Origin of the sequence: Corynebacterium sp. ED61, assembly GCF_015233855.1 — a bacterium.
In the GTDB taxonomy this organism is placed as follows: Bacteria; Actinomycetota; Actinomycetes; order Mycobacteriales; family Mycobacteriaceae; genus Corynebacterium; species Corynebacterium dentalis.
In genome coordinates this window covers 246,703-271,818 of the sequence record NZ_JADGIT010000003.1, presented here as the reverse complement: position 1 = coordinate 271,818, position 25,116 = coordinate 246,703, and the positions used below count along the sequence as shown (strand labels likewise).

The window sequence follows — 25,116 nt, the reverse complement described above, 5'->3', positions numbered from 1 at the left end:
CGTGTTGAGCTAGTTGCTCAGCTTCTAGTTGCTGTGCGTTTAGTTGCTCAGCGGAGCGAAGTCAGGCAGATCTGCGGAAGAGCCGGAGCCGCCGTTGACGTAGTGGTACGGATCATTAGCGCTGTCCGGCTGCACTGCGCCGGTGCCCAGGCCGGTGACCAGGTCATTCCAGAAGTCGCGGGTGTCATCCTGCCAGTAGCCCCACTGGTGGGTGCCCTGTGGGCGGAAGTTGTAGTTGATGGTGTTGATACCCAACTGGTTGGTGCGGTTAGCCAAGTTGTGGGTACATGCGTTGGTAGCGCCCTCGATGATGCCGCCTTCCACGATGACCTGGCCGGAAGCGGACAGGTTGCCGTTGACGCGAGGGGAGCTTGGCAGGTCATGGCGACCGGCCAGTCCGGTGCCGTTGGATACGTAGACGTTCTGCTGTCCGCGCAGCTTCTCTGCGTTCAGCAGCGCATCGTTGTAGCGAGCGGTGTCCATGTTCAGGCCACCCCACATCTGATCGATGTTCGCGCCGCCGCGGTTGAGCGTGACATTGACGAAGGTGGAGCCCATTGGGCTGATGGTCTCTGCACAGCCGGAGAAAGAGCCCACAGCGTTGTACATGTCAGGGTTGTGCTCTGCGTAGAGCAGAGAGGTGGTGCCGGTCATGGACATGCCGGCAACTGCCTTGACACCGCTAGCGATGGTGGCGCCATCCTGCTGGAAGCCCTCCATTGCAGCAGGCAGTTCCTTGGTCATGAAGGTTTCCCACTTCTGAGGACCCTGTCCGTCACCCTGCAGTGCAGGAACTTCGCTGTTCCAGTCCGTGTAGTAGGAGAATGCGCCAGCCATAGGAATGACGATGTTGGCGCCGATGCCTGGGGAGGTCAGTGGGCCGTTGGGGTTGTTGCGAGACTTCTTCTGGTCCGGGCGCTTGCCCTCGTTGCCGCCCCAGAACTCGATAACGTCCGTCTGTGCCAACCAGTTTGCGCGGCCTTCGCCGCCGTCAGCGCCGTTCATGAGGTACAAGGTAGGAGCGTTCGTGCGCTTCTCCTTGGCCAGAGGCTGGATCAGAACCAGAGGAATGTTGCGCTGCATGGCCTCAGACCATGCCCACACCTCGCGCACGTTGTCATAGCCAGCGCGGTTGTAATCCTGGATGATGGAGCGCCACTGAGTCTTGGTGGCTGGCTGGTTCGGCGTAGCACCGGTGTAATCCGTGTACGTGACATCCTCACCCGCACCGTTCTGGTAGGTGACGGGAGTTGCCTTGACCTCTAGAGGTGCGGCGGCATCCGCGGCCTGCGCGGCTGGAGCGACAAGAGTAGTGGCGGTCACGGGTGCCAGTACCGCCATGGCTGCGGCAGTGGCGCGGAAGATGGTGCGCTTCATTTCAGAACCTTTGGAAAGTTGTAAACCGAATCAACACGCGTGGTGCATCTTCGATGGAAAGTAAACGGCCACTCTCGCCAAAACGGAGCTTTCAACCGAAGGCGGCTGCCCCTTGTTTCAAGCTGCTGGCGGGAATAAGGCCATAACAAAATGGGACATTACAGTGTCCGTAGGGAAAAAGTAAGGCAAGTTGGCAAGAAACTGTCAGCTCGCTCAACGTCACCTGCAAAACCTGGTTGCGGTGGGAAAATTCCTTATGTGTTGGAGGTGCGCAACACAGGAAAGTCTGCCAAAATATGAGCGATTGTTGCTTTTCTATCAGTTTTCTTTGTTTGTTTGTTCAGCTGATCGAGAAAGCATTCTCACTTTCTTCTCTGTTCATTCGCCCTTCACTGGAGAAAACCATGACCTCACTGATCAACAGCCTGCCTGAGTCCTTCCTTAATGAAGAGTTCCTCATCTCAACCGATTCCCTCTCTAGCCTCACCAGGGATTTTAAGACCTTCGGAAGCGGAATCTTCGTCGATACTCTGACGCTGATTCAGCCCTTCTTGGGGTAGTCCCCAAGCTGCTCTCCAGGGTTGATGCCCTAGGAGAGCGCCACCTTAACTATGTAGTTCCCCTGTCTCCCTACCTACTTGTTTATGGGTGGGGAGACAGTCATGTTTTAGGCGCGTATCCTTGGGCATCGTGGCTGAACATTATGATCTAGTAGTACTCGGAGCAGGACCCGGCGGATATGTGGCGGCAATTCGTGCCTCCCAGCTGGGCCTGAAAACCGCCGTTATCGAGAAGCAATACTGGGGTGGTGTGTGCCTCAACGTTGGTTGTATCCCCTCTAAGGCACTGATTCGTAACGCGGAGCTGTCTCACACCATCACTCGTGAGGCTAAGACCTATGGCATCACGGGTGAAAACATCTCCATGGACTTTGGGGTGGCTCACCAGCGTTCCCGCAAGGTTTCGGACGGCATCGTCAAGGGCGTCCACTACCTGATGAAGAAGAACAAGATTCAGGAGATCAACGGCAAGGGATCCTTCAAGGATGCCAAGACCATTGAGGTTTCCGATGGTGATGATGCTGGCAAGACCATCACCTTTGACAACTGCATCATCGCTACCGGTTCCGTGGTCCGCTCCATTCCTGGTGTGGAATTGGGCGGAAACATCGTGTCTTACGAAGAGCAGATCCTGAATGCCGACAAGCCAGATTCCATGGTGATCATTGGTGCCGGCGCCATCGGCATGGAGTTTGCCTACGTGCTGGCTAACTTCGGCGTAGATATCACCATCGTCGAGTTCATGGATCGCGTTCTGCCTAACGAGGACAAGGACGTCTCCAAGGAGATCGCCAAGCAGTACAAGAAGCTGGGCGTGAAGCTCAAGACCGGTTACAAGACCACCGAGGTTCGTGACAACGGCGAGGGCAAGGGCGTCGAGGTAGACATCGAGTCTGCAGACGGCAAGAAGTCCGAAACCCTCAAGGCTGACCGCGTGATGGTGTCCATCGGCTTTGCCCCTCGTGTGGAGGGCTTTGGCCTGGAGAACACGGGCGTGAAGCTCACCGAGCGAGGCGCCATCGATATCGATGACCACATGCGCACCAACGTTGATGGCATCTACGCCATCGGCGATGTCACCGCCAAGTTGCAGCTGGCCCACGTGGCCGAGGCGCAGGGCGTGGTTGCTGCCGAGGTCATGGCTGGTGCGGAAACTCAGCTGTTGGGCGATTACATGAACATGCCTCGCGCAACGTTCTGCTCCCCGCAGGTGGCATCCTTCGGTTATACCGAGGAGCAGGCCAAGAAGAAGGCAGAGGAGGAAGGCCGCAAGATCAAGGTCTCTTCCTTCCCATTCTCCGCCAACGGCAAGGCTGCTGGCTTGGGTCACGGCGTAGGCTTCGTGAAGCTCATCGCGGATGCCGAGTACGGCGAGCTCATCGGTGGACACCTCGTGGGACCTGATGTCTCCGAGTTGCTCCCAGAGCTGACTCTCGCGCAGCGTTTCGACCTCACCGCCGGTGAGATCGGCCGCAACGTGCACACGCACCCAACGCTGTCCGAGGCGATGAAGGAAGCTGCCGAGGGCATCGAAGGTCACATGATCAACCTGTAACCTTCGCGGTGCTAGGCCGGGTCTATCTGCTTATCGTGGCAGGTGGGCCCGGTTTCTTTTTCTTTTCGACGCCAATCTCTGTGCGGACTAGTAAGGCGACACCGTTGAGCTATGCGCATCCACAGTGATGGGGCGGTGGATCGGCGGGAATGCTCGCTGGGGGCAGTTGTCTCTGGGGCACATGCGACAACCGGAGCCGATTGGGGTGGCGGCGTTGGGATCTGCGAGGTCGAGGCCATCTGCGTAGACGGTGCGGGAGGCGTGCTTGAGCTCGCAGCCCAGTCCGATGGCGAACATCTTGCCGGGCTGGCCCCACGCGGAGCGGTGGTGGTTGACGGTGCGCGCGATCCAGAGATAGCTGCGGCCATCTGGCATCTGCGCCATCTGCCGCATGATCTTGCCGGGGTAGGAGAAGGTCTCGTAGACGTTCCACAGCGGGCACGTACCGCCGGAGTGGGACAGGTGCAGACCGGAGGCGGATTGCCGCTTGGACATGTTGCCTGCGCGGTCCACGCGCACGAATGTCCAGGGAATGCCGCGCAGGCTGGGGCGCTGGAGGGTGGACAGGCGGTGGCAGACCGTTTCGTAGCCCACGCCGTAGTCGCGCATGAGGAATTCTAGGTCATAGCGGGATTCTTCTGCTGAGGCGTGGAACATACCGTAGGGCAGCAGCAGTGCTGCGGCCCAGTAGGTGGCGAGACCGCGGGAAGCTAGTGCCTGCGAGCTCTCTGACGTGAAGTGGCCAAGTTCTACGAGCGAGGAGATGGTGTCCCCGGCTTCGAGGTAGGCCAGTTCCGTGGCGAGGCGGAATGCGATCTGACCGGGGCGCATCTTCGAGGACACGTAGATCTTGCGCGTCTGCTGGTCGAAGGTGTGCTGAGTATCGCCCAAATTAGGAGAGTAAACCACGGGGATGCTGTGTTCGCTTTGCAGGCGGTTGGCGAGGATGTCCTCCGTGTGACGGATCTGATGATTGCCCAGCTGGAGGGTGTGTGAGAGTTTCTCGGCCTGCACGTCTAGGACGTCGACGTAATTCTGGCGCGAATAGAAATAATCGCGGACCTCCTCGTGCGGCATGCTGAATACCTCGGGGCCAGAGGCTCGGCCGAACAGCTCGCCACGCGGGGTAATGGACATCACTGCAGAACCCTGGATGCGTTCCTCTGTAGCCAGCGTGAGTTTGTCCGAGACGTTGCGGTAGCGCGAGTGCATGTCCACCATGGCGCGAGCGACTGACGGGTGGTTGCGCACCAAGGATGCCAGCTCCACCACGTCGAGCGGGGCGGGACAGATTTCTCGGTCCATGACCACGTCTTGCAGCTCCGCGAGCAGGCGAGTGGAGTCTTCTGCGGCGAAGAAGGTGGCGTCTACGCCGAAAGCCTCGGTGATGCGCTCCAAGACTTTGACGGTCAGGGGTCGCACGTCGTGCTCGATCTGATTGACGTAGCTGGCCGAAAGGTGCAGGGTCTGAGCGAGCTGCGCCTGGGAGATATCCCGTTCCTTTCGCAGCTGTCGTAGACGAGACCCCACGAAGGTGCGGTCAGTGTCAGGATGCTCGGAGCTCATGAAGCTAACAGTATCTTTAGGTGGGGCACTTGCGTAACCGAATCTCTGTGAGAGAATTTGCCAGGTATTTCGGGCACCTAGAGTGGGATGTATTTCGCCGAAGCAAGATTGGGAATCCGCGTACAGAGGAGAGTTGCTATGACCGTTTCATCGATCAAGTCGCCTCGGTGGGTCGCACTTGTGCTTGTTGTCTTGGCTGGCTTGGCCATGGGCATCGGCGCAATGGAACAGCCGCAATCGTCAACTACCAGCCTTCCGGATGGAACGGACTCCAAGTTTGTTGCGGAAGTCCTTGAGCAACGTTCCGGAGACGATGCCCAGACTGCCATTGCACTGTTGGATTCCGCGACGGGCAAGGTGCTTGATCTGGGGAAATTGCAGGGGTTAGCTATGGATCTAGGTGGGCCGCTTATTCCCAACGATGATTCCACTGCCGCCATCATTCCTTTTGAAGTCCCAGATGAAGGTGCACAAGAGGGGGCACAAAGAGTTTTCGATGTGCGGACTGAGCTCGCTGCGAATGCGCCGGAGGGGGTGGAGACGTTTGTAACTGGGCCTGCGGCAGTTTCTGCAGATCTGGTGGACGTTTTCTCCGGGGCGAACTTTCTCCTGCTGAGTGTGACAGCCGCGATCATCGCGGTGCTTCTGATTGTTACGTACCGCTCTCCCATCTTGTGGGTCGTTCCTCTGGTGGTTATCGCGATCGCGGATCGTCTGGCCCAAATCGTGTTCACCTGGGTGCTCTCTGCAGTTGGAGTGCCGTGGAATGAGTCAGTTTCCGGAATTCTCTCGGTATTGGTATTCGGAGCGGGAACCAATTACGCGCTTTTGCTGATTTCGCGATACCGCGACGAGTTGCATCGTCACACATCTTGCTTCGAGGCTATGGCCGCTGCATGGACTCCCACTGCAAAAGCAGTGACGATGTCTGCGGTTACGGTACTTGTCGGCGTCTCATGCCTCCTGCTCTCCGCCGTGCCCACCACCCGCGGATTGGGCTTGGCATCTGTGGTGGGCATCATCATTGCGCTGGTGTTTGGTGCGCTAGTACTCCCCGGTTTTTTGGTGCTGTGCGGCCGATGGATTTTCTGGCCGAAGAAGCCGACGGTGGGTGAAGCAACAGATCACCGCATGTGGGATTCGGTGGGGAAGTTCGTTAAAAAGCGCCCTGTGGCTGTAGTAGTGGTTGCCATGATCATTTTGGGAACTGCGTGTGCGGGAGCCATGGGCATCTCAACCGGGCTAACCCAATCTGATCAATTCATCGATACGCCAGAATCGATATCTGCCGCAGATCGCCTGGCGGAAAAGTTTCCTGGACAAGATGCCACGCCGGCCAAGGTGATTACCCATGATTCCGAAGGGTTAACGGCGGCTCTTGGAGCAAAGGGAGCTGTGGTTCAAGCAGCGGATCCGGTCGGAGAGTGGGAAGTTCTCAATGTTTCTGGCTTTGGTACCGCTGAACTGAGAGAACTCATCGCCGAATCGAATTATTCGGAAGCTCGCGTGGGTGGCCAAGATGCGCAGCTGCATGATCAAGAGCAATCCTCTGCCGACGACCGTCTGTTGATCTTCCCCACAGTGCTTCTCTTGGTTTTCATCGCTTTGGTGATTGTTCTACGCAGCTTCCTCGCACCACTGATCATGGTTGCCACTGTGTTGTTGACCAACGTGGCAGCATTGGGCCTGGGCTGGTGGATTTCCACCTACATCTTTTGCTTTGAGGCTTTCGCTGATACCACGCCACTCTATGCCTTTGTCTTTCTTGTGGCCTTGGGAATTGATTACACGATCTTCCTCATCACTCGAACCAGAGAAGAAGCCACGCAGCACGGCACGAGGAACGGAGTTCTCAACGCACTATCGGCCACAGGAGGTGTCATTACCTCGGCAGGAATACTTCTCGCCGCAGTTTTTGCAGCGTTGGGAGTACTTCCACTGGTGGTTCTGGCTCAGGTCGGGATCGTTATCTTCATCGGCGTGCTACTGGACACTTTGATCGTGCGCACCTTGCTGATACCGGCAGTGGTGCAGTTGCTGGGAGAAAAATTCTGGTGGCCATCCGAGATCAATGGCCACTCTACTTAGCCGTGGATTGTGTTAGCGCAGGGAGGAGCTACTGCCAGCTTCAGGCAGATCGGGGCGCGCTTCTGGTGACGGATTCTTCCGCGCCTTGATGATTCCATTGGGCAGGCGAGGTGCGGGAAGCCAGCTCATGCCATCGGCGTTCTGGTCCGGCCCACCGTGGCCCACATAGCCTTCGACCTGCCCAAAGCGCTCCGTGCGTTGCTGCCACTGCTCGCGGTATTCAGCGATTTCCTCACTGGACCGGCCCACGAAGTTCCACCAGATCACGATGTCCTCCGCGAAAGGTTCGCCGCCGAGCAGAATGGCTCGCGCAGGATCATCGGAATCATTGCGGATGTGCAGCGTGTGCGCGCCCACGCCCGTGTAGCCGATTCCAGCCTGAGGGATAGAGATTCCTTCGAGGGTGACGCTGCCTGCGTCGACAAGAAGACCGTGCTCGAAGGACTCCTGCACATTCACAGTGATTTCTGCATGCGGATCGATGCGGAGCTCGGCGCCGAGCAGTGGGGTGAAGGTCTCCACCGGGCTGTGGCTACCAGCAAGATCGCCGAGGAACACCACGGCCGATCCGCCGTCGAGGTCAGTGACGGGCGGGGTGTAGTGCTCGAATGCGCGGGGAGCAGTGGAACGCGCGCTCTCCGGCAGCGCGACCCAGAGCTGGACTCCGTGCATGGTGGAGACGTCCTTCGTGGAAGTCTCGGAGTGGCAGATGCCCGCTCCCGCGGTCATGAGATTGACCTCGCCGGGTAGAACCGTGCCGGAATTTCCACCCGAATCGATATGGGCGATGGAACCTTCGAACAGCCAGCTGACCGTCTGCAAGCCAGTGTGCGGGTGCGGGGCAACATCCATCCCGCCGGTGCGTGAGACATCATCCGGGCCGTAGTGATCAGCGAAGCACCAGGCGCCGATGAGGGATCGCTTGCGCTGGGGCAGCGTGCGGCGGACGTTCATCGCGCGCGGACCACCGAGTGGAACGTCCCGAGCGGTGATGATTTCCACGGGAACGTAGCCAGCTGCAGTACTGGTCGCATCTGCGCAGCCACCTCCGCGGCACAGTATCTCCGAAGGGTGGGCATCCGTATTGCTCATGCGGCAATCATAGCCGTGAGCGTCAGTGGCATGTCACCTACAGATATGAAAAGGCAGGACGGGCTAGAAAGCCCGTCCTGCCTCGTGTGCACAGTTCGCTATGAACCTGCTGCTATCTGGCGTGTTTCCTCAGTGAAGAGAATCAACCGAGATAATCAGCGGTTTAGTGGAACTGGCCCTCCTCGGTGGAGCCCTTCAGAGCAGTGGTGGAGGAGTTTGGATCCACGGTGGTAGCAACGCGGTCGAAGTAGCCAGCGCCAACCTCGCGCTGGTGCTTCACAGCGGTGAAGCCGCGCTCTTCGGCAGCCTTGAACTCGCGGTTCTGCAGGTCCACGAATGCGGACATCTGGTTGCGGGCGTAGCCGTGAGCCAGATCGAACATGGAGTAGTTCAGGGTGTGGAAGCCAGCCAGGGTGATGAACTGGAACTTGAAGCCCATTGCGCCCAACTCGTTCTGGAACTTGGCGATGGTGTCATCGTCCAGGTGTGCAGACCAGTTGAAGGAAGGGGAGCAGTTGTAGGCCAGCATCTGGTCTGGGAACTCGGAGCGAACAGACTCAGCGAACTTCTTAGCCAGCTCCAGGTCAGGAGTACCGGTCTCCATCCAGATCAGGTCAGCGTAAGGAGCGTAAGCCTTCGCACGTGCGATACAAGGCTCGATGCCGTTCTGCACGTTGTAGAAGCCCTCAGCGGTACGGCCGCCGGTCAGGAATGGCTTGTCGCGATCGTCAACGTCGGAGGTCAGCAGGGTAGCAGCCTCGGCATCGGTACGAGCGATAACCAGGGTTGGGGTGTTAGCAACGTCTGCTGCCAGGCGAGCAGAGTTCAGGGTGCGGATGTGCTGCTGGGTAGGGATCAGCACCTTGCCACCAAGGTGTCCACACTTCTTCTCAGAAGCGAGCTGGTCCTCCCAGTGAGAACCTGCAACGCCGGCCTTGATCATGGCCTTCTGCAGCTCGTAAACGTTCAGCGCGCCGCCGAAGCCAGCTTCGCCGTCGGCAACGATTGGCACGAGCCAGTTGTCAACAGAGGTGTCGCCCTCAACGTGAGCGATCTCATCAGCACGCATCAGAGCGTTGTTGATGCGCTGAACCACGGAAGGAACGGAGTTAGCTGGGTACAGGGACTGGTCTGGGTAGGTGTGACCGGAGAGGTTTGCATCACCTGCAACCTGCCAACCGGACAGGTAAACAGCCTTCAGGCCAGCGCGGACCTGCTGAACAGCCTGGTTACCGGTGAGGGCGCCCAGGGAGTTGATGTAGTAATCGCCGCCCTTGGTGACCTCGTCCCAGAGGATCTCAGCGCCACGACGTGCGAGGGTGTGCTCCTCGACGACGGTGCCCTGAAGGTCTTCAACCTGCTGTGCGGTGTAATCGCGCGTGATGTTAGCCCAGCGTGGGTTCTCGTCCCAATCCTTCTGGATCTCTGCTGCGGTACGTGGCTTGCCAGTGTTAGTCATCTGGTAGTTCACTTCCTTAAAGTGGAAATTGTGCTTGGTGTTCCAGTGCGTAGCTGCTCTGAACGTGCACGACCTGCGGCAACCGTGACTCCCGAGTGTTCGCTCTCATCCAACTGTGTGCGAAACCGCTAAGGATTTCGCGGACAGTGGCGGCGCATCGGTGAAAGGTGTGCCCATGTCGCTAATCCCCAAGATACCAAGGTAAAAATCCACGTCAATGCTGCATACGGTTCAAATTATGTGTGGGGGTGCCTACCCAATTTGCAAAGTTTGCGAAGTTTTAAACATTGCATTCCGGTGCTGTTCAAGTCTTACTATCCACCCGTTGCGTGCCAAGCTGGGGATTTTGCGAAAGCTGAAGGGGTGGTGTTTGGCGTCGAAAATAGAAAGACATAGAGGTAACCGCACCGCAACATTTCCGAAACTTCCCCGAGGCGGGGGTGCCAAGAGTGGGGCAGGGGGAAGAATTATCCCAACCGTGACAGCCGTCACCTAGGGTGGAGACATAAGTACTCATCCGAAAGATAGAGGTGTAGTAATGACTGAACCCCAAGCAACGCAACGCGTACAGGCCGGCAACCTGCAGGTTTCCGAGGTTCTGTACAACTTCGTCAATAGCGAAGTGCTCTCCCGTATTGGTAAGGAAAGCGAAGAGCAGCAGAAGGCTTTCTGGGACGGCTTCGGCAAGATCGTCGAGGAATTTACCCCCCGCAACCGCGAACTGCTGAACAAGCGCGATGAACTCCAGTCCAAGCTGGACGAGTGGTACAGCTCCCACAAGGGTGAGCAGAACGCCGAGGAGTACACCAGCTTCCTGAAGGAAATTGGCTACCTCGCAGAAGAGCCCGGCGATTTCGAGATCTCTACTGAGAACATTGACACCGAGATCTCCCGCACCGCTGGCCCACAGCTCGTGGTGCCCATCCTGAATGCACGTTTTGCTCTGAACGCTGCTAACGCACGTTGGGGTTCCCTCTACGATGCCCTCTACGGCACCAACGCCATCTCCGAGGAGAACGGCCAGGAAAAGGGCAAGGGTTACAACAAGGTCCGCGGCGACAAGGTCATCGAGTGGAGCCGTGAGTTCCTGGACCGCGCCGTGCCACTCGAGTCCGGCTCCCACAAGGACGTCACCGAATACTCCATCGCATCCGGCCAGTTCACCGCCACGATCGATGGCAACGAAGTCCGCCTGCAGGAGCCAGACGTTTACGTTGGTTACGCCGGTGACAAGGAAAACCCAACCAGCATCCTGCTGCGCAACAACGGCCTGTACCTGGACATTCAGATTGATCCAGAGTCCCCAGTTGGCAGCACCGATAAGGCTGGCGTGAAGGACATCGTGGTGGAAGCAGCAGTTTCCTCCATCATGGACTTCGAGGATTCCGTGGCAGCCGTGGATGCCACCGACAAGACCCTGGGCTACCGCAACTGGCTGGGCCTGAACACCGGCGAGTTGTCCGAGAAGATCGAAAAGGGCGACAAGTCCTTCACTCGTACCCTCAACCCAGACCGCACCTACGCCGGTCGCGATGGCTCCGAGCTGCGCCTGCACGGCCGCTCCCTGCTGTTCGTCCGCAATGTGGGTCACCTGATGCAGAACCCAGCGATCCTGGACAAGGATGGCGAAGAGGTCTTCGAGGGAATCATGGACGGTGTCATCACCGCTGCATGTGCCATCCCTGGCATCGATAAGGACAATGACCTGCGCAACTCCCGCCAGGGCTCCATCTACATCGTGAAGCCAAAGCAGCACGGCCCAGAAGAGGTGGCGTACACCAACGATCTGTTCGCCGCTATCGAGGACCTGCTGGATCTGCCTCGCTACACCCTGAAGGTGGGTGTGATGGACGAGGAGCGCCGTACCTCCGCCAACCTGGATGCCTGCATCGCCCAGGTGAAGGATCGCCTGGCGTTCATTAACACCGGCTTCTTGGACCGCACTGGCGACGAGATCCACACCTCCATGGTTGCGGGCCCAATGATCCGCAAGGGCGAGATGAAGCAGTCCGAGTGGATGCTCGCCTACGAGGACAACAACGTGGATGCCGGCCTGGCACACGGCCTGCCTGGCAAGGCGCAGATCGGTAAGGGCATGTGGGCCATGACCGAGCTGATGGCTGAGATGCTGGAGCAGAAGATCGGCCAGCCTAAGCAGGGCGCATCCACCGCGTGGGTTCCTTCCCCAACCGGTGCTGCGCTGCACGCTACTCACTACCACGAGGTGGACGTCTTTGCGGTGCAGGAGAAGCTGCGCACCGAGGGTCGTCGTGACACCTTGGGCAAGATCCTCACCCTGCCAGTTGCAGGTCCTGCCAACGGCGAGGGCAATGCCACCTGGTCTGCGGAAGAGATCAAGGAAGAGCTGGACAACAACTGCCAGTCCATCCTGGGCTACGTGGTCCGCTGGGTGGAGCAGGGCGTGGGTTGCTCCAAGGTTCCTGATATCCATGACATCGACCTGATGGAAGACCGCGCTACCCTGCGCATTTCTTCCCAGCTGCTGAGCAACTGGCTCAAGCACGGTGTGGTGACAGAGGAGCAAATCCTCGAGTCCCTGCAGCGCATGGCTGCCAAGGTGGACGGTCAGAACGAGGGCGACGCTGCCTACCGCAACATGGCTCCAAACTTCGACGAGTCCGTTGCTTTCCAGGCCGCTAAGGACCTTATCCTCAAGGGTCAGGAGCAGCCTTCCGGTTACACCGAGCCGATCCTGCACGCTCGCCGTCGCGAGTTCAAGGAAAAGCACGGCATCGCCTAAACGGTTGCTGTTCCGGTGAGGGCCTGAATGGTCCTCGGTGGGTTAGTGTGGTTTCTTTTCCGACGCCAACCTCCTGATTATCAACGCGCAAGCTTTCCTCCTGCAGTGTGACTGCGGGCGCTGAGAGCTTGCGCGTTTTCTTGCGCGCAGCCGAATGTCTTATGGCCCGTTAGTATGGGACGCAGTTGTTTTTGCACTTTCGAATGTCTACTCGCGAACGTTCATTCGCGAACGTTCTGGGGAAGGAACCTGATCGCTGTGCCACAACTCGACAAGCCACTGTTTAGCTACGGGGCGCTGCTGTTTGATCTTGACGGAGTTATTACTCCGACCGCCGCGCTGCACCGTGAGGCGTGGAGCAGGATGTTTAGTGCTTTCTTGGCGCAGCGGGGTGCGGAGCCGTATACCGAGCAGGATTACTTTGATTACCTGGATGGTCGGCGTCGGGATGAAGGGGTGGCCGCGCTGCTGGAAAGCCGCAACATCACCGTGGACGAAGGCACCGCGGAGGATGCTGCGGACAAGGACACGATCCATGGCTTGGGGGCACGGAAGAACGAGGACTTCCTGAAGCTGGTCTCTGAGGGTGTCGAGGCGTATCCCGGCTCGGTGGCGCTACTGGACGAGTGGCGGGCGCGCAAGGATGCGGGCGAGGACGTGCCGCGCATGGCTATTGTGAGTTCCTCGAAGAACGCGCGCCCAGTGCTGGAGGCGGCCGGTTTGGTGGACCGCTTTGAGCTGATTGTGGACGGCATCGTGGCTAATGACCGGGAGCTGCCGGGCAAGCCTGCGCCGGATACCTATGCTTATGCAGCTGAGCAGCTGGGCGTGGGTGTGGAAGATGCGGTGGTTCTGGAAGATGCCACCAGCGGTGTTGCCAGCGGACGAGCGGGTGACTTTGGGCTGGTCATCGGCGTGGATCGGGGCGCGGGGGAGCAGGCGCTGCTGGATGCGGGCGCGGACGTGGTGGTCCGAGATCTTGGGGATTTGCTGCAGAGTTAAAGCCTGACCGAGCGCGTGGGCTGTGGCTTGCGCGCTTTACTGTTTACTTTTCACGTCGGTATGAAGGAGTGCGTCCATGTCCCTGAGCAACACCAATCACTCGCAGCTGGAGAAGTTTCTGAAGCAGCGCAGAGAGAACGATTTCGACGGTCCGGATCGTCCTATTGATGGGGAAAACTTGGCGGAGCTGAATTTCCGGGTGGATCAGAAGCACCACCACGTGAATCCTTTTGAGGAGATGGACTGGGAGAACAACCCCATTGACGAGTGGGCGTTTATCGAGACCAAGCCTAACCGGATGGACCTGGGCGTTTCGGAGACGCTCTTCGCGTTGTCCAATGGCTACCTGGGGATGCGCGGCAATCCGGAGGAAGGCCGGGATTCTTCCAAGCACGGCACGTTTATTAACGGTGTCCACGAGACGTGGAACATTCAGCACGCCGAGGATGCCTACGGCCTGGCCCGTGCTGGTCAGGGCATCGTGAGCGTGCCAGACGGCAAGCCGATGCGCCTCTACATTGACGATGAGCCTCTGCGCTTGGGCAATGCCGAGGTCACGGACTACCGGCGCAGCTTGGATTTCCGCGAGGGTATTCTGCGCCGCGAGATGGTTTGGCGCACGCCCAGCGGCAAGCATGTGCGGGTGACGTCTGAGCGCATGGTCAGCTTCCAGGAGCGCCACTTGGCGATCATGAGCTTGGAAGTGGAGCTGCTGGACGATGATGCTGCCGTGGTCATCAGCTCGCAGCTGCTCAACCGCGAGGATGGTGAGGGCGAGTTCCCGGATAACAACGCTCGCGAGGCTGCGGAGGAAGGCTTCGATCCACGCCGTGGCGAGGAGTTCGTGGAGCGGGTGTTCATCCCGAAGTACCAGTCGCAGCCGGAGCCGGAGCGCGCAACCTTAGGTTTTCAGATCAACCACTCTGGCATGACCGTGGCCGCGTCCATGGATCACGTTCTGGATATGTCTAATCCGGAATCTGCGGAGGATTCCGGCGTGGAGGTCAGTACCCGCGTGGAGGAGGACGTGGCTAGCGTGGCGTACCACGTCAACGGCAAGAAGGGTCTCAAGTTGCGGCTGGAGAAGTTCGTTAGCTACCACTCTTCGCGTCACGTGGCCCCGCAGGAGCTGGGTTTCCGCTGCGCCCGCACCATCAACCGAGCCAAGTCCGTAGGCTTCCGCAACCTGGCCATCAATCAGGCGGAGTGGCTGGCGCGTTTCTGGGAGCGTTCCGACGTCAAGATTGGCGGTAAGCCCGCTGTTCAGCAAGCTGTCCGCTGGAATCTGTTCCAGCTGATCCAGGCCTCCGCTCGCGCGGAGACCAGCGGAATTCCGGCCAAGGGAATGACGGGTGCCGGCTACGGTGGCCATTACTTCTGGGACACGGAAGTGTATATGCTGCCGTTCCTGAGCTACACCAACCCGGTGTTTGCTCGTAACGCGCTGCGCTTCCGCTATGACATGTTGCCGGCGGCGAAGCAGCGCGCGCTAGAGCTGGCGCACGATGGCGTGCTGTTCCCGTGGCGCACGATTAATGGGCAAGAGTCCAGTGCGTATTACGCGGCGGGCACGGCGCAGTATCACATTGATGCCGATATCGCGTTTGCGCTGATGAAGTACGTGCATGCCACGGGCGATACGGACTTCCTGCTGGAGCAGGGCATCCATATTTTGGTGGGAACTGCACGCTTCTGGATGTCCTTGGGCTTCTTCACTGCGGCGGGGGATCGCTTTGAGATCCACTCCGTGACCGGCCCGGATGAGTACACCACCGTGGTGAACAACAACCTGTACACCAACGTGATGGCGCAATATAACCTGCGCGTTGCCGCGCAGGTGTTGCACCAGATGAAGGTGAGCCGTCCTGATGCCTACCGCGATCTGCTGAAGCAGACGGAGCTGACGGAAAAGGAACTGGAGCTGTGGGGCAAGGCCGCCAAGTGCATGGCCATCCCTTTCAATGAGCAGCTGGGGATGAATCCGCAGGATGATCAGTTCTTGCAGCGCGAGGTGTGGGATCTGGATGATCCCGAGGTGGGGCCACAGCGTCCAATGCTTCTGCATTATCACCCGCTGACCATCTACCGGTACCAGGTGGTCAAGCAAGCAGACGTGGTGCTTGCGCTGTTCCTGCAGGGACAGGCCTTCAGTACAGAGCACAAGCGCGCGGACTATGACTACTACGATCGCCTGACCACGGGAGATTCCACCCTGTCTGCAGTGGTGCAGTCCATCATGGCGGCAGAGCTGGGCTACCGGGAGAAGGCCGTGAACTTCTTCTACCGTGGCCTGTTTGTGGATTTGGCTAACCTGCACGGCAACGCGAAGGACGGCACACACATCGCATCGTGCGGTGGCGTGTGGTCCGCTCTGACGTACGGCTTTGGTGGATTCCGTGATTTCAACGGGCAGTTCTCCATCAGTCCTCGGTTGCCAGAGGGTTGGGAATCCTTGGAGTACAACCTGACCTTGCGCGGCAATCGCTTGAACGTGACGGTGACTCCAGAAGGTGTGGAGCTCAAGGTTTCGGACGGCGAGGGCACCGTGGGGCCGATCTGGGTGATGGGCCAGGACGTTACCGTGGGCAGCGAGCCGGTCTTTGTTCAGGGAGATACCGTGCTGACTGATGATTCTGCCGATTCGACGCGGGCGCACGATCGCGCACTGGCGGAGGATGCGCGTGCATACTCGGCGCTGTTTGAAGAGGACTGAGGTTGGCGTCGAACCAGTAATCGACGAAGAAGATATATACCCATATAAAAGGTATGAAAAGACGCCCTTCGGGGCGTCTTTTTCGCAACGTGACTATTGCGTAAATGCCGTTTGTCAAGTGACCTGGTTCACACTTTGGTGACGAGGCCGGAAAATTCCCCCTTAACGGGGTGTATGTGCCCATTGTTAACTTCAGTGAACTAGTGAGCCATGCCCTCCAACACTTAAAGTAGCGATGACACTGGAGGTGCCATGACTGTTAAATATGACGACCGTGAGGCAATTTCTCACGGAAAGATTAGTACTAAGCCGCTGCGCAAGAAGCCCGGCTTCCCTACCTGGGCAATGAAGCTGACGATGGCCGTGACTGGCATCATCTTCGGCCTGTTTGTCCTCGTTCACATGCTCGGCAATCTGAAGATCTATGCCGGCGCTGAATCATTCAACGCGTACGCTGATTTCCTCCGCGAATTCGGCTACCCACTTTTGCCACACGAGTCCCTGTTGTGGATTGCTCGAATTGTCCTGCTGCTGAGCCTCGTGCTCCACGTCTGGTGCGCATTCGCGCTGGTGGGACGCTCTCACCAGTCCCGCGGTCGCTTCAAGCGCAAGAACATGGTCGGTGGTTGGAACACCTTTACCGCACGCACCATGCCGGTCACCGGCATCGTGCTGCTGCTGTTCATCATCTTTCACATCTTGGATCTGACTCTGGGAGTCTCTCCAGCTGCTGCTGGCGAGTTCCAGGGTGCAGTGGATGGCCAGCACGCCGCCTACCAGAACCTCGTGGAGTCCTTCTCCCGTCCAGGCGTGGCGATCTTCTACATCCTCGCGATGGTGATCCTGTTCATGCACCTGTCCCACGGTATTTGGACCGCCTCCTCTGACCTTGGCGTGACGGGCCACCGTACCCGTCAGGTCATCCTCTGGATCTCCTACCTGTTGCCTGCGATCATCATGGTCGGCAACATCTCCATCCCTCTCGCAGTGATGTTTGGTTGGGTTGATCAGGTTCCATTCGTTCCTGGCGCAAGCCACTAAACCGCGAGTCTGAAGGAGATAAAGATATGAGCGCTATTACCAATCATCCGCACAACCAGACTGCGGACTTCAACTACGATGATGCAGTGGCTGCTTTCAGCGCACCGGAATCTGCCGTGCCCGGCGTGGCAATCGGCTCCGTGCTGAAGGACAATGCTCCACACGCTGTATCCCAGGATCAGCAGTGGCAGTACGCCAAGGAGCACTTCGGAATGGTGTCTCCACTGAACCGTTCCAAGTTCACCATCCTCATCGTGGGTACCGGCCTGGCCGGCGGTGCTGCAGCTGCGGCTCTCGGTGAGTTGGGTTACGACGTCAAGGTCTTCACCTACCACGATTCCCCTCGTCGTGCGCACTCGATTGCTGCCCAGGGTGGCGTGAACTCCTCCCGCGGCAAGAAGCTGGATAATGACTCCACCTACCTGCACGCGAAGGACACCGTCAAGGGTGGCGATTACCGCTGCCGCGAAAACGACTGCTGGCGCTTGGCCATGGAATCTTCCAAGGTCATCGACCACATGAACGCTGTGGGCGCACCGTTCTCTCGCGAGTACGGCGGCACCTTGGCTACCCGTTCCTTCGGTGGTGTGCAGGTCTCCCGTACCTACTACACCCGTGGACAAACCGGTCAGCAGCTGCAGCTGGCCACCACCTCTGCTCTGTACCGTCAGATCGGTGCAGGCAACGTGGAAATCTTCACCCACTCTGATCTGGTTGATCTGATCGTGGACAAGGGTGTGTGCCAGGGCATTATCACCCGCAACCTGATCACCGGCGAGCTCACCGCTCACACCGGCCACGCCACTGTGCTGGCCACCGGCGGTTACGGCAACGTGTACCACATGTCCACGCTGGCCAAGAACTCCAATGCATCCGCTCTCATGCGTGCATACGAGCTGGGCGCTTTCATGGCATCCCCATCGTTCGTGCAGTTCCACCCAACCGGCCTTCCCGTGAACTCCACGTGGCAGTCCAAGACGATCCTGATGTCTGAGTCGCTGCGTAACGATGGCCGCATCTGGACCCCAAAGAAGAAGGATGACGATCGCGACCCGAACTCCATTCCGGAGGACGAGCGCGACTACTTCCTGGAGCGTCGCTACCCAGCCTTCGGTAACTTGGTGCCTCGCGATATTGCTTCCCGTGCAAACGCGCAGCAGATCAACGCTGGCTACGGCGTGGGTCCAATGAAGAACTCCGTGTACCTGGACCTGGGAGACGCCATCGAGCGCCTGGGCAAGGACACCATCCGTGAGCGCTACTCCAACCTCATTCAGATGTACGAAGAGGCCATTGGTGAGTCTGCTTACGAGACCCCAATGCGTATCGCCCCTACCTGCCACTACACCATGGGTGGCCTGTGGACGGACTTCAACGAGATGACCTCCATCCAGGGTCTGTTCTGCTCCGGCGAAGCTTCCTGGATGTACCACGGCGCAAACCGCCTGGGTGCAAACTCGCTGCTGTCCTCGTCTGTGGAAGGCTGGTTCACCCTGCCGTTCACGATCCCGAACTACCTGGCACCACGCCTAGGCGAGTCCATCCCTGAGGCTGACTCCCCAGTGGCTCAGGAAGCACTGCAGCGCGCACGTGCTCGCTTCGACAAGATCATGAACATCAAGGGCGATAACCCACACGGACCTGAGTACTACCACCGCCAGCTCGGCGAGATCCTGTACTTCTCCTGTGGTGTGTCTCGTAACGTCGAGGACATGAAGGACGGCATCGAGAAGATCCGCGCCCTGCGCGAGGACTTCTGGGCCAACGTTCACATCCCAGGCGATGTGGACTACATGAACCAGACCCTAGAGTACGCAACCCGCGTTGCGGACTACCTGGACCTGGGCGAGCTCATGTGCGTGGACGCCCTGGACCGCGACGAGTCCTGTGGTGCCCACTACCGTGACGATCACCTCTCCGAAGAGGGCGAGGCAGAGCGTGACGATGACAACTGGTGCTTCGTCTCCGCATGGCAGCCAGATGGACCAAACAAGTTCATCCGCCACGCTGAGCCGCTGTACTTCGACAAGATCCCGCTCATGACAAGGAATTACAAGTAATGAAACTGCATCTTGAAATCTGGCGTCAGGCGGGCCCACACGCCGAAGGCCACTTCGAATCCATCAATGTTGACGATGCTGAACCGCAGATGTCCATCCTGGAGCTGTTGGATCACGTCAACAACAACCTCGTTGAGGACGGCAAGGAAGCATTCGCTTTCGCATCCGACTGTCGCGAAGGCATCTGTGGCACCTGTGGCCTGATGGTCAATGACCGTCCCCACGGCCCAGACAAGAACAAGCCTGCGTGTCAGCAGCGCCTGCTGTCCTTCAAGGATGGCGACACCATCAAGCTGGAGCCACTGCGCTCCGCTGCGTACCCAGTGATCAAGGACATGGTCGTGGACCGTTCCGCACTGGATCGCGTGATGGAAAAGGGTGGCTTCATCACCGTTGCGGCTGGTACCGCACCGGATGCTGATTCCCTGCTGGTTAACCACTCCGATGCAGAGCGCGCTCTGGATCACGCTGCATGTATCGGCTGCGGCGCATGTGTGGCAGCCTGCCCTAACGGCGCTTCTCATCTGTTCACCGGTGCAAAGCTGGTTCATCTCACGCTGTCCCCACTGGGCCGCGAGGAGCGTGGACGCCGCGCCCGCAAGATGGTCGACGAGGCAGAGCAGACCTTCGGCTCCTGCTCCCTGTACGGCGAGTGTGCGGATGTCTGCCCTGCCGGCATCCCCCTGACCGCTGTGGCAGCCATCACTAAGGAACGCACCCGTGCCGCTTTCCGTGGCAAAGATGACTAGAATTTAGTCATACTGTTTAGAAAGTAGGAGAAACGTCATGTCTCTTCCCCAAGAACTCCAGATTGGTCGCCTCTACAAGGAGGGCTACGTGCCGTCCAGCTTGGATGCGCCGCACTCCTCCCTTCAGCGATCCCTCACGTGGCTCGGCATGGGCTTCATCTTGGCGTCCATGGCTGGACTCGGCACCATGATGTGGGGTCTGTCCTCGATGTTCAATGACTACCGCACCGATGGGCAAGTTTTTGCCATCGCCGGGGCAGTTATGGGCTTTGGACTCCTGTTCCTCGGTTTCATCTTGGTTCACGTCGGACGCAAGAACTACCGCGAGTACAAGGAACGTACCGGCCGCATCATGTGATACCCGCGCTCTCCTGGGCGCGCACGCACCTCCATTAACGCGCGAGAGCCATCGTCAACTAACTTCTGTTGGTTGACGATGGCTCTTTTTATTCGAGTTTCTTTCCCCTTTTCACGTATCACTTGCGAAGTCAGAAAGTGCCCCGCATGACAAAAAGGCCACAAACCCAGCCCACGGACAATGGCAACAATGCCATCCGCTTCACGCGCTACCTAGACTGCGGACGTCCCGTGGAAACTGCAGGCGGCCCAGATTCGCAAGAGGACCTTCGCTTTGTTCAAGGCGCGGACAACCGCATCGTCGTCAATGTCTATCCCCGCCCCACGACGATGGATATCTTCGAACTAGGGGACACCTGGAAACTGCACCCGCTGCTTATCGAAGACCTTCTGCAGGGCGAACAGCGCCCCAAGCTAGAGATTTACGATGACGTGCTGTTCCTCGTCGTGCGGTCCACCCGGTATATCGATGAGTCAGAGGAAGTCGACTTTTCCGAGTTTCACCTCGTGGTGACCCCGCAGTCCGTGAACATCCTGTGCCAAGACAATCGTTGGATTGACGGCCGTGATGGCGTCGACAAAGAAGGGCAACTGGTCAACCCACAAGAATGGGAACGTGAGCTGTTGGGGAAGGAAGACGACCTCGACCTGCGCCCGGAGGTCATTGTGTACCGATTTCTGGACGCCATCGTCGACGGCTTCCTACCCGTGTTGCGAGGCATTGCGGTGGACAAGGAACAGATTGAACGACAAGTCTTCTCCGGCGATCAGACCGTTGCCGAGCGTATTTACCACCTGAGCCAAGAAATTATCGATATGCAGCACGCCACCACGCCGCTGATGGAAGTAATGCAGGGGTTGCGGCGAGAGATGGAAAAGCGAGGGATGTCCAAGCAGCTCAAAGCCTACCTGGATGATGCGACCGATCACCTGACCTTCGCGAACAACCAGGTGCTGGAGTACCGGGCAGCGATGCAGCAGATCCTCGACGTGAACGCGACGCTTGTCTCGGAGCGACAAAACGACGCGATGAAAAAGATTTCGGGATGGGCGGCAATCCTTTTTGCCCCGACGCTGGTGGCAGCCATTTATGGCATGAATTTTGATGACATGCCCGAGCTGCACTGGGCGTTTGGTTATCCAATGGCGCTGGGCATCATGGTCATTTTCGCCGTGGGACTGTGGTTGTTGTTCAAGAAAAACAATTGGATGTGAGCGCGGGGCAGCACTAGTGGAGCCTCGCCAGAACGGGGAGTACAACGGAAAAAACAACCCCAAGAGAGGTAGACAGCCTTGAAGATCGCAGTTATTGGAGCAACAGGTACCGCCGAGCGGCCGGTGGTCGAAGAGCTAGAAAAGGCAGGCCACCAGGTGGTGGGGCTATCTAGGCCGGCTGGCGTAGATCTGACCACAGGTGAAGGACTCGAAGAAGGCCTGCGCGGAGCAGATGTGTGCGTGGATGTCTCCATGCCGATGCATGCCGAAGGGGAGGACTTGGTCGAGGGGCTAGGAGGATGAAGACCGCGGCAACCACCGCGGTGACGATGAGGGTGACAAGGAGGGTGCCATCGAAGGCCGCGAGGCCGAGCGAGCCGAGGAGCCAGAACATCACCGAACGGCTGGCCTCGGCGGAATCGGAGGCGAAGATGAGGAAACTGGTGGCGGCGGACAGGGCGTAGCCGCTGGCCACTCCTGTCAGCAGGACGCGCAGGGAGGACAGGCGGTCGGTGGACATCGCTACCCCGAAGACAATCGCGGTGGCTGTGAGCGCGCCGAGAAATGCCGAGCCCTGGAGGGCGTATTCGCCGACTTGCGCGCCGATGCCCAACACGATTGCGGCTGCGGCACCGCAGCTGGCGTGGGAATGAATGCCGAGAATATAGGGGTCTGCCAGCAAGTTTCTCACCACCGCCTGTAACACCATGCCCGTGACAGCTAGGGCCGCGCCCACGGCGGTGGCCAGCATCACGCGGGGAGTGCGCAGCTGCCAGACGATGGAATCTGCGGTGCTATCCGTGGGCCAGGGTGTGGTGTGTGCTGGTGCGGTGCTGGAGAGGACTTGGGGGAGGTGATGCCCGAGCGCGCCGAGAGCTTGGGAAATGGTGACGTTGGTGGGACCCAGACAGATACCCGCGATGATGCTGGCGGCCGCTGCGAGCAGCAGCACGACGAGTCAGGCGAGGGCACGGGTTGGGCGTGTGGGCATGGGGTGAGTGTAACGACATTCTAATAATCGTTAAAATGTTTTCCTTTTTTGGGGGAAGCGGGGTTGTCTCGGAGCAGTGACATAATGGCAGGGTGAGTAACCAAGAATCCGCCCGCGGCGTCACCACCGCTCGCGCACACACTTCTCCGGCCGCGGTGAACCTCGCCGCCATGCCCGGCCCTGATCCACAGACTGAAGCGCAGCGTCGCGCGGACCTGCGCAAGCACCAACGAATCGCTGGCCTCATGCTGGTGGTCGCCCTCGTGATGTACGTCAGCATGCGGTGGCTGGAATACCAAGGCAACCCCGGCGCGTGGATCGGCTACGTCCGCGCATTCTCCGAGGCAGGCATGGTCGGCGGACTGGCGGACTGGTTCGCCGTCACCGCCCTGTTCCGTCACCCGCTACGCATACCGATTCCACACACGGCAATCATCAAGCGGAAAAAGGACGAAGTGGGCCACCAGCTCTCCGAGTTTGTGGGGGAGAACTTTCTCAACGCGCCGCTGATCGCGGAAAAGCTACGCAACGCGCACATTCCGCAGCGTGCAGCGGACTGGGCAGTGGCCGAAGGCGGCGCCGAGCGCGTATCCCAAGAAACCGGGCGCCTGCTGGATCTGGTGGTCAACGGCATCAATGCCTCCGAAGCTGAGCAGATCCTGGACGCCTTGGTGCTGGACAAACTCCAAGAGCCCACGTGGGGACCGCCGCTGGGCCGTGGGCTGGAACAGCTCATCGAGGAAGGACGAACCGAACCGGCGATCGAAGCCGTGGTGGTGTGGCTGGATGACAAGGCTCAGAACAGCGAGGAGATCGTCACCCACCTCATCGACGAGCGCACACCCACCTGGGCGCCCAGCTTCATTCGCGAACTAGTGGGATCCAGGGTCTACACCGAGCTGATCAAGTTCACCTCCGATGTCCGTTACAACCCGGAACACGATGCGCGCCGGGAACTGCGTAAATTCCTCGACCAGCTGGCATGCGACCTGCAGCATGACGAGGTGATGATCGCCCGGGTGGAGAAATTCAAGGAAGACATCATGACCTCCACCCCGGTGCGCGCCATCCCCGGCGCACTGTGGGAGTCCGCGCGCAGCACCCTCAGCGCTATGGCCCGCGATCCGGAATCCATGCTGCGCCAGCGCATCACGGAATGGGTGCGCGAGTTCGGTCGCCGCGTTCAGGACGAACCCGAGCTGCAGGAAAAGCTGGAAGATCGAGTGGTCGCTGCGGCCAGCTACCTCGCGGATAATTATGCGGGAGAGATCACCAGCATCATCGGAGAGACCGTTGAGCGATGGGACGCGCAAGAGGCGTCGGAAAAAATCGAACTTATGGTGGGCAAGGACCTGCAGTTCATCCGGATGAACGGAACCATCGTCGGCGGCGTGGCCGGCCTGGTGATCTATGCGGTGACGGAGCTGCTGTTCGCGGTAGCATGATCCCATGGACTCTGTATTTTCGACCTTGCCGTGGGTGTACTACGGCGTGAACCTATTCGCCACCATTGCGGTGCTGGGATTGGCAGTGTTTGGGCTGGTCACAGTAGCAATGACGCGCGATGACGCGTTCCTGGTGATCGACAGGCAGAAGCAGAACTGGCTGATGCTCACCGGCGGCGCCGCCGTAGCCGCCGGGCTGAGCTTGTTGATGCCGACCGTGATGATGCTGTGGGTCATCGCCGCGGTGATCGTGGGTATTTACTGGCAGGACGTGCGCCCCGCCATCCGCGACGTGTTGGATAACTCCAGCGGAAGCTGGTGATCGACGTGACTGACAACAACTCCCAAACGCTGACCCGTGAGCAGGTCGCCTCCATCATGGATGCCACCCTGCTCAAGCCGGAAGCCACCCGCGAGGACGTGGACGCGCTAATCGCCGAAGCACGCGAGTTGGGATGTGGCGCGGTGTGCGTCTCGCCGTCCATGATTCCGGCCGCGCCAGCTGATTCTTCTGATTCCGACGCCACCGCGGGCGCCCCAGTCATAGCGACCGTCGCGGGTTTCCCCAGTGGAAAACACGCCACACTCGTCAAGGCCACCGAGGCCCGCTTCGCCGTGGAGCTCGGCGCGGACGAAGTAGATGTGGTGGTAGACGTGGCCCGCGCTATCGCCGGAGACACCAACGCGCTGATCAGCGAACTGATGACCATCCGCGAGGCTGTGCCACAGCCGGTGATCCTCAAGGTCATCCTGGAAACCGCACTGCTCAGCGAGGAAGCCATCCGTGCGTGCGTGCGTGCCTGCGTGGCAGTGGGGGCGGACTACGTAAAAACCTCCACCGGGTTCCACCCTGCGGGCGGAGCCTCGATGGAGGCAGTGGAGATCATGGCCGATGAGCTGCGCAAAGCCAACAAGTTGGCCTCGTTCGGTATGGGGGAGGACCTGCGACGCAACCTCGGTGCGTTGGGGATCAAGGCCTCCGGCGGCATCCGCACGTGGGATGCCGCCGTGGCAATGATCGACGCTGGTGCCATGCGCCTCGGGGTGTCTTCCCCGCGGGCAATCCTAGAGGGCGCTAACTAGGC

General features: G+C 59.1%; 19 protein-coding genes. 14 read left to right on the top strand and 5 right to left on the bottom strand.

Annotated features, from left to right (window positions below; all coding sequences use genetic code 11):
• Positions 1 to 39: 39 nt before the first annotated feature.
• Positions 40 to 1,377 carry an alpha/beta hydrolase family protein gene (locus tag IM764_RS05000; RefSeq protein WP_194187115.1) on the bottom strand — a complete coding sequence of 446 codons (1,338 nt, stop codon included), beginning with the start codon at positions 1,375 to 1,377 and terminating at the stop codon, positions 40 to 42.
• A 404-nt stretch (positions 1,378 to 1,781) separates the two neighbouring features.
• On the opposite strand from IM764_RS05000, the gene IM764_RS04995 reads away from it, so the two are divergent.
• The gene (locus IM764_RS04995) at positions 1,782 to 1,937 is read left to right on the top strand and encodes a hypothetical protein (RefSeq protein ID WP_194187114.1); all 156 of its coding nucleotides are present in this window, start codon (positions 1,782 to 1,784) and stop codon (positions 1,935 to 1,937) included.
• A 130-nt stretch (positions 1,938 to 2,067) separates the two neighbouring features.
• On the top strand, positions 2,068 to 3,492 hold the full coding sequence (lpdA, locus tag IM764_RS04990) for a dihydrolipoyl dehydrogenase (protein WP_194187113.1): 1,425 nt from the start codon (positions 2,068 to 2,070) through the stop codon (positions 3,490 to 3,492).
• Positions 3,493 to 3,579: 87 nt separating this feature from the next.
• On the opposite strand, the gene ramB is transcribed toward lpdA, so the two are convergent.
• Positions 3,580 to 5,058, bottom strand: a complete 1,479-nt coding sequence (ramB, locus tag IM764_RS04985) for an acetate metabolism transcriptional regulator RamB (protein ID WP_194187112.1) — start codon at positions 5,056 to 5,058, stop codon at positions 3,580 to 3,582.
• Between the two features lie 138 nt (positions 5,059 to 5,196).
• Between ramB and IM764_RS04980 the strand changes: the two genes are divergently transcribed.
• Positions 5,197 to 7,146 carry an MMPL family transporter gene (locus tag IM764_RS04980; protein WP_194187111.1) on the top strand — a complete coding sequence of 650 codons (1,950 nt, stop codon included), beginning with the start codon at positions 5,197 to 5,199 and terminating at the stop codon, positions 7,144 to 7,146.
• A gap of 12 nt (positions 7,147 to 7,158) precedes the next feature.
• Here IM764_RS04980 and IM764_RS04975 read toward each other — a convergent pair whose 3' ends face one another.
• Together IM764_RS04975 and aceA are read right to left on the bottom strand one after the other, a co-directional pair.
• Entirely contained in the window at positions 7,159 to 8,238 is a 1,080-nt protein-coding gene (locus IM764_RS04975) for a pirin family protein (RefSeq protein WP_194187110.1), read from the bottom strand.
• A gap of 163 nt (positions 8,239 to 8,401) precedes the next feature.
• A complete protein-coding gene (aceA, locus tag IM764_RS04970; RefSeq protein ID WP_099298374.1) occupies positions 8,402 to 9,697 on the bottom strand; it encodes an isocitrate lyase in 1,296 nt (431 codons plus the stop codon).
• Positions 9,698 to 10,235: 538 nt separating this feature from the next.
• Between aceA and IM764_RS04965 the strand changes: the two genes are divergently transcribed.
• From IM764_RS04965 to IM764_RS04930, 8 genes are all read left to right on the top strand, one after another.
• A complete protein-coding gene (locus IM764_RS04965) occupies positions 10,236 to 12,458 on the top strand; it encodes a malate synthase G (protein WP_099298373.1) in 2,223 nt (740 codons plus the stop codon).
• Between the two features lie 258 nt (positions 12,459 to 12,716).
• The gene (locus IM764_RS04960) at positions 12,717 to 13,460 is read left to right on the top strand and encodes an HAD family phosphatase (RefSeq protein WP_234990821.1); all 744 of its coding nucleotides are present in this window, start codon (positions 12,717 to 12,719) and stop codon (positions 13,458 to 13,460) included.
• A 76-nt stretch (positions 13,461 to 13,536) separates the two neighbouring features.
• Entirely contained in the window at positions 13,537 to 16,173 is a 2,637-nt protein-coding gene (locus IM764_RS04955) for a glycoside hydrolase family 65 protein (protein WP_194187109.1), read from the top strand.
• A 252-nt stretch (positions 16,174 to 16,425) separates the two neighbouring features.
• On the top strand, positions 16,426 to 17,214 hold the full coding sequence (locus IM764_RS04950) for a succinate dehydrogenase cytochrome b subunit (protein ID WP_099298370.1): 789 nt from the start codon (positions 16,426 to 16,428) through the stop codon (positions 17,212 to 17,214).
• Positions 17,215 to 17,240: 26 nt separating this feature from the next.
• The gene (locus IM764_RS04945) at positions 17,241 to 19,274 is read left to right on the top strand and encodes a fumarate reductase/succinate dehydrogenase flavoprotein subunit (RefSeq protein ID WP_099298369.1); all 2,034 of its coding nucleotides are present in this window, start codon (positions 17,241 to 17,243) and stop codon (positions 19,272 to 19,274) included.
• Positions 19,274 to 20,023 carry a succinate dehydrogenase/fumarate reductase iron-sulfur subunit gene (locus tag IM764_RS04940; protein WP_099298368.1) on the top strand — a complete coding sequence of 250 codons (750 nt, stop codon included), beginning with the start codon at positions 19,274 to 19,276 and terminating at the stop codon, positions 20,021 to 20,023. The genes IM764_RS04945 and IM764_RS04940 overlap by 1 nt, the downstream gene beginning before the upstream one ends.
• 37 nt (positions 20,024 to 20,060) lie before the next feature.
• Positions 20,061 to 20,381, top strand: a complete 321-nt coding sequence (locus IM764_RS04935; RefSeq protein ID WP_194187108.1) for a hypothetical protein — start codon at positions 20,061 to 20,063, stop codon at positions 20,379 to 20,381.
• Between the two features lie 146 nt (positions 20,382 to 20,527).
• The gene (locus IM764_RS04930; protein WP_194187107.1) at positions 20,528 to 21,595 is read left to right on the top strand and encodes a magnesium and cobalt transport protein CorA; all 1,068 of its coding nucleotides are present in this window, start codon (positions 20,528 to 20,530) and stop codon (positions 21,593 to 21,595) included.
• Between the two features lie 169 nt (positions 21,596 to 21,764).
• On the opposite strand, the gene IM764_RS04925 is transcribed toward IM764_RS04930, so the two are convergent.
• On the bottom strand, positions 21,765 to 22,547 hold the full coding sequence (locus IM764_RS04925) for an iron chelate uptake ABC transporter family permease subunit (RefSeq protein WP_194187106.1): 783 nt from the start codon (positions 22,545 to 22,547) through the stop codon (positions 21,765 to 21,767).
• Between the two features lie 209 nt (positions 22,548 to 22,756).
• On the opposite strand from IM764_RS04925, the gene IM764_RS04920 reads away from it, so the two are divergent.
• The 3 genes from IM764_RS04920 to deoC are packed head-to-tail and all read left to right on the top strand — an operon-like array spanning position 22,757 to position 25,114.
• Entirely contained in the window at positions 22,757 to 24,031 is a 1,275-nt protein-coding gene (locus tag IM764_RS04920) for a DUF445 domain-containing protein (protein WP_194187196.1), read from the top strand.
• 4 nt (positions 24,032 to 24,035) lie between these two features.
• On the top strand, positions 24,036 to 24,353 hold the full coding sequence (locus tag IM764_RS04915) for a DUF2516 family protein (RefSeq protein ID WP_099298354.1): 318 nt from the start codon (positions 24,036 to 24,038) through the stop codon (positions 24,351 to 24,353).
• Positions 24,354 to 24,409: 56 nt separating this feature from the next.
• A complete protein-coding gene (gene deoC, locus IM764_RS04910; RefSeq protein ID WP_228073388.1) occupies positions 24,410 to 25,114 on the top strand; it encodes a deoxyribose-phosphate aldolase in 705 nt (234 codons plus the stop codon).
• Positions 25,115 to 25,116: the final 2 nt, after the last annotated feature.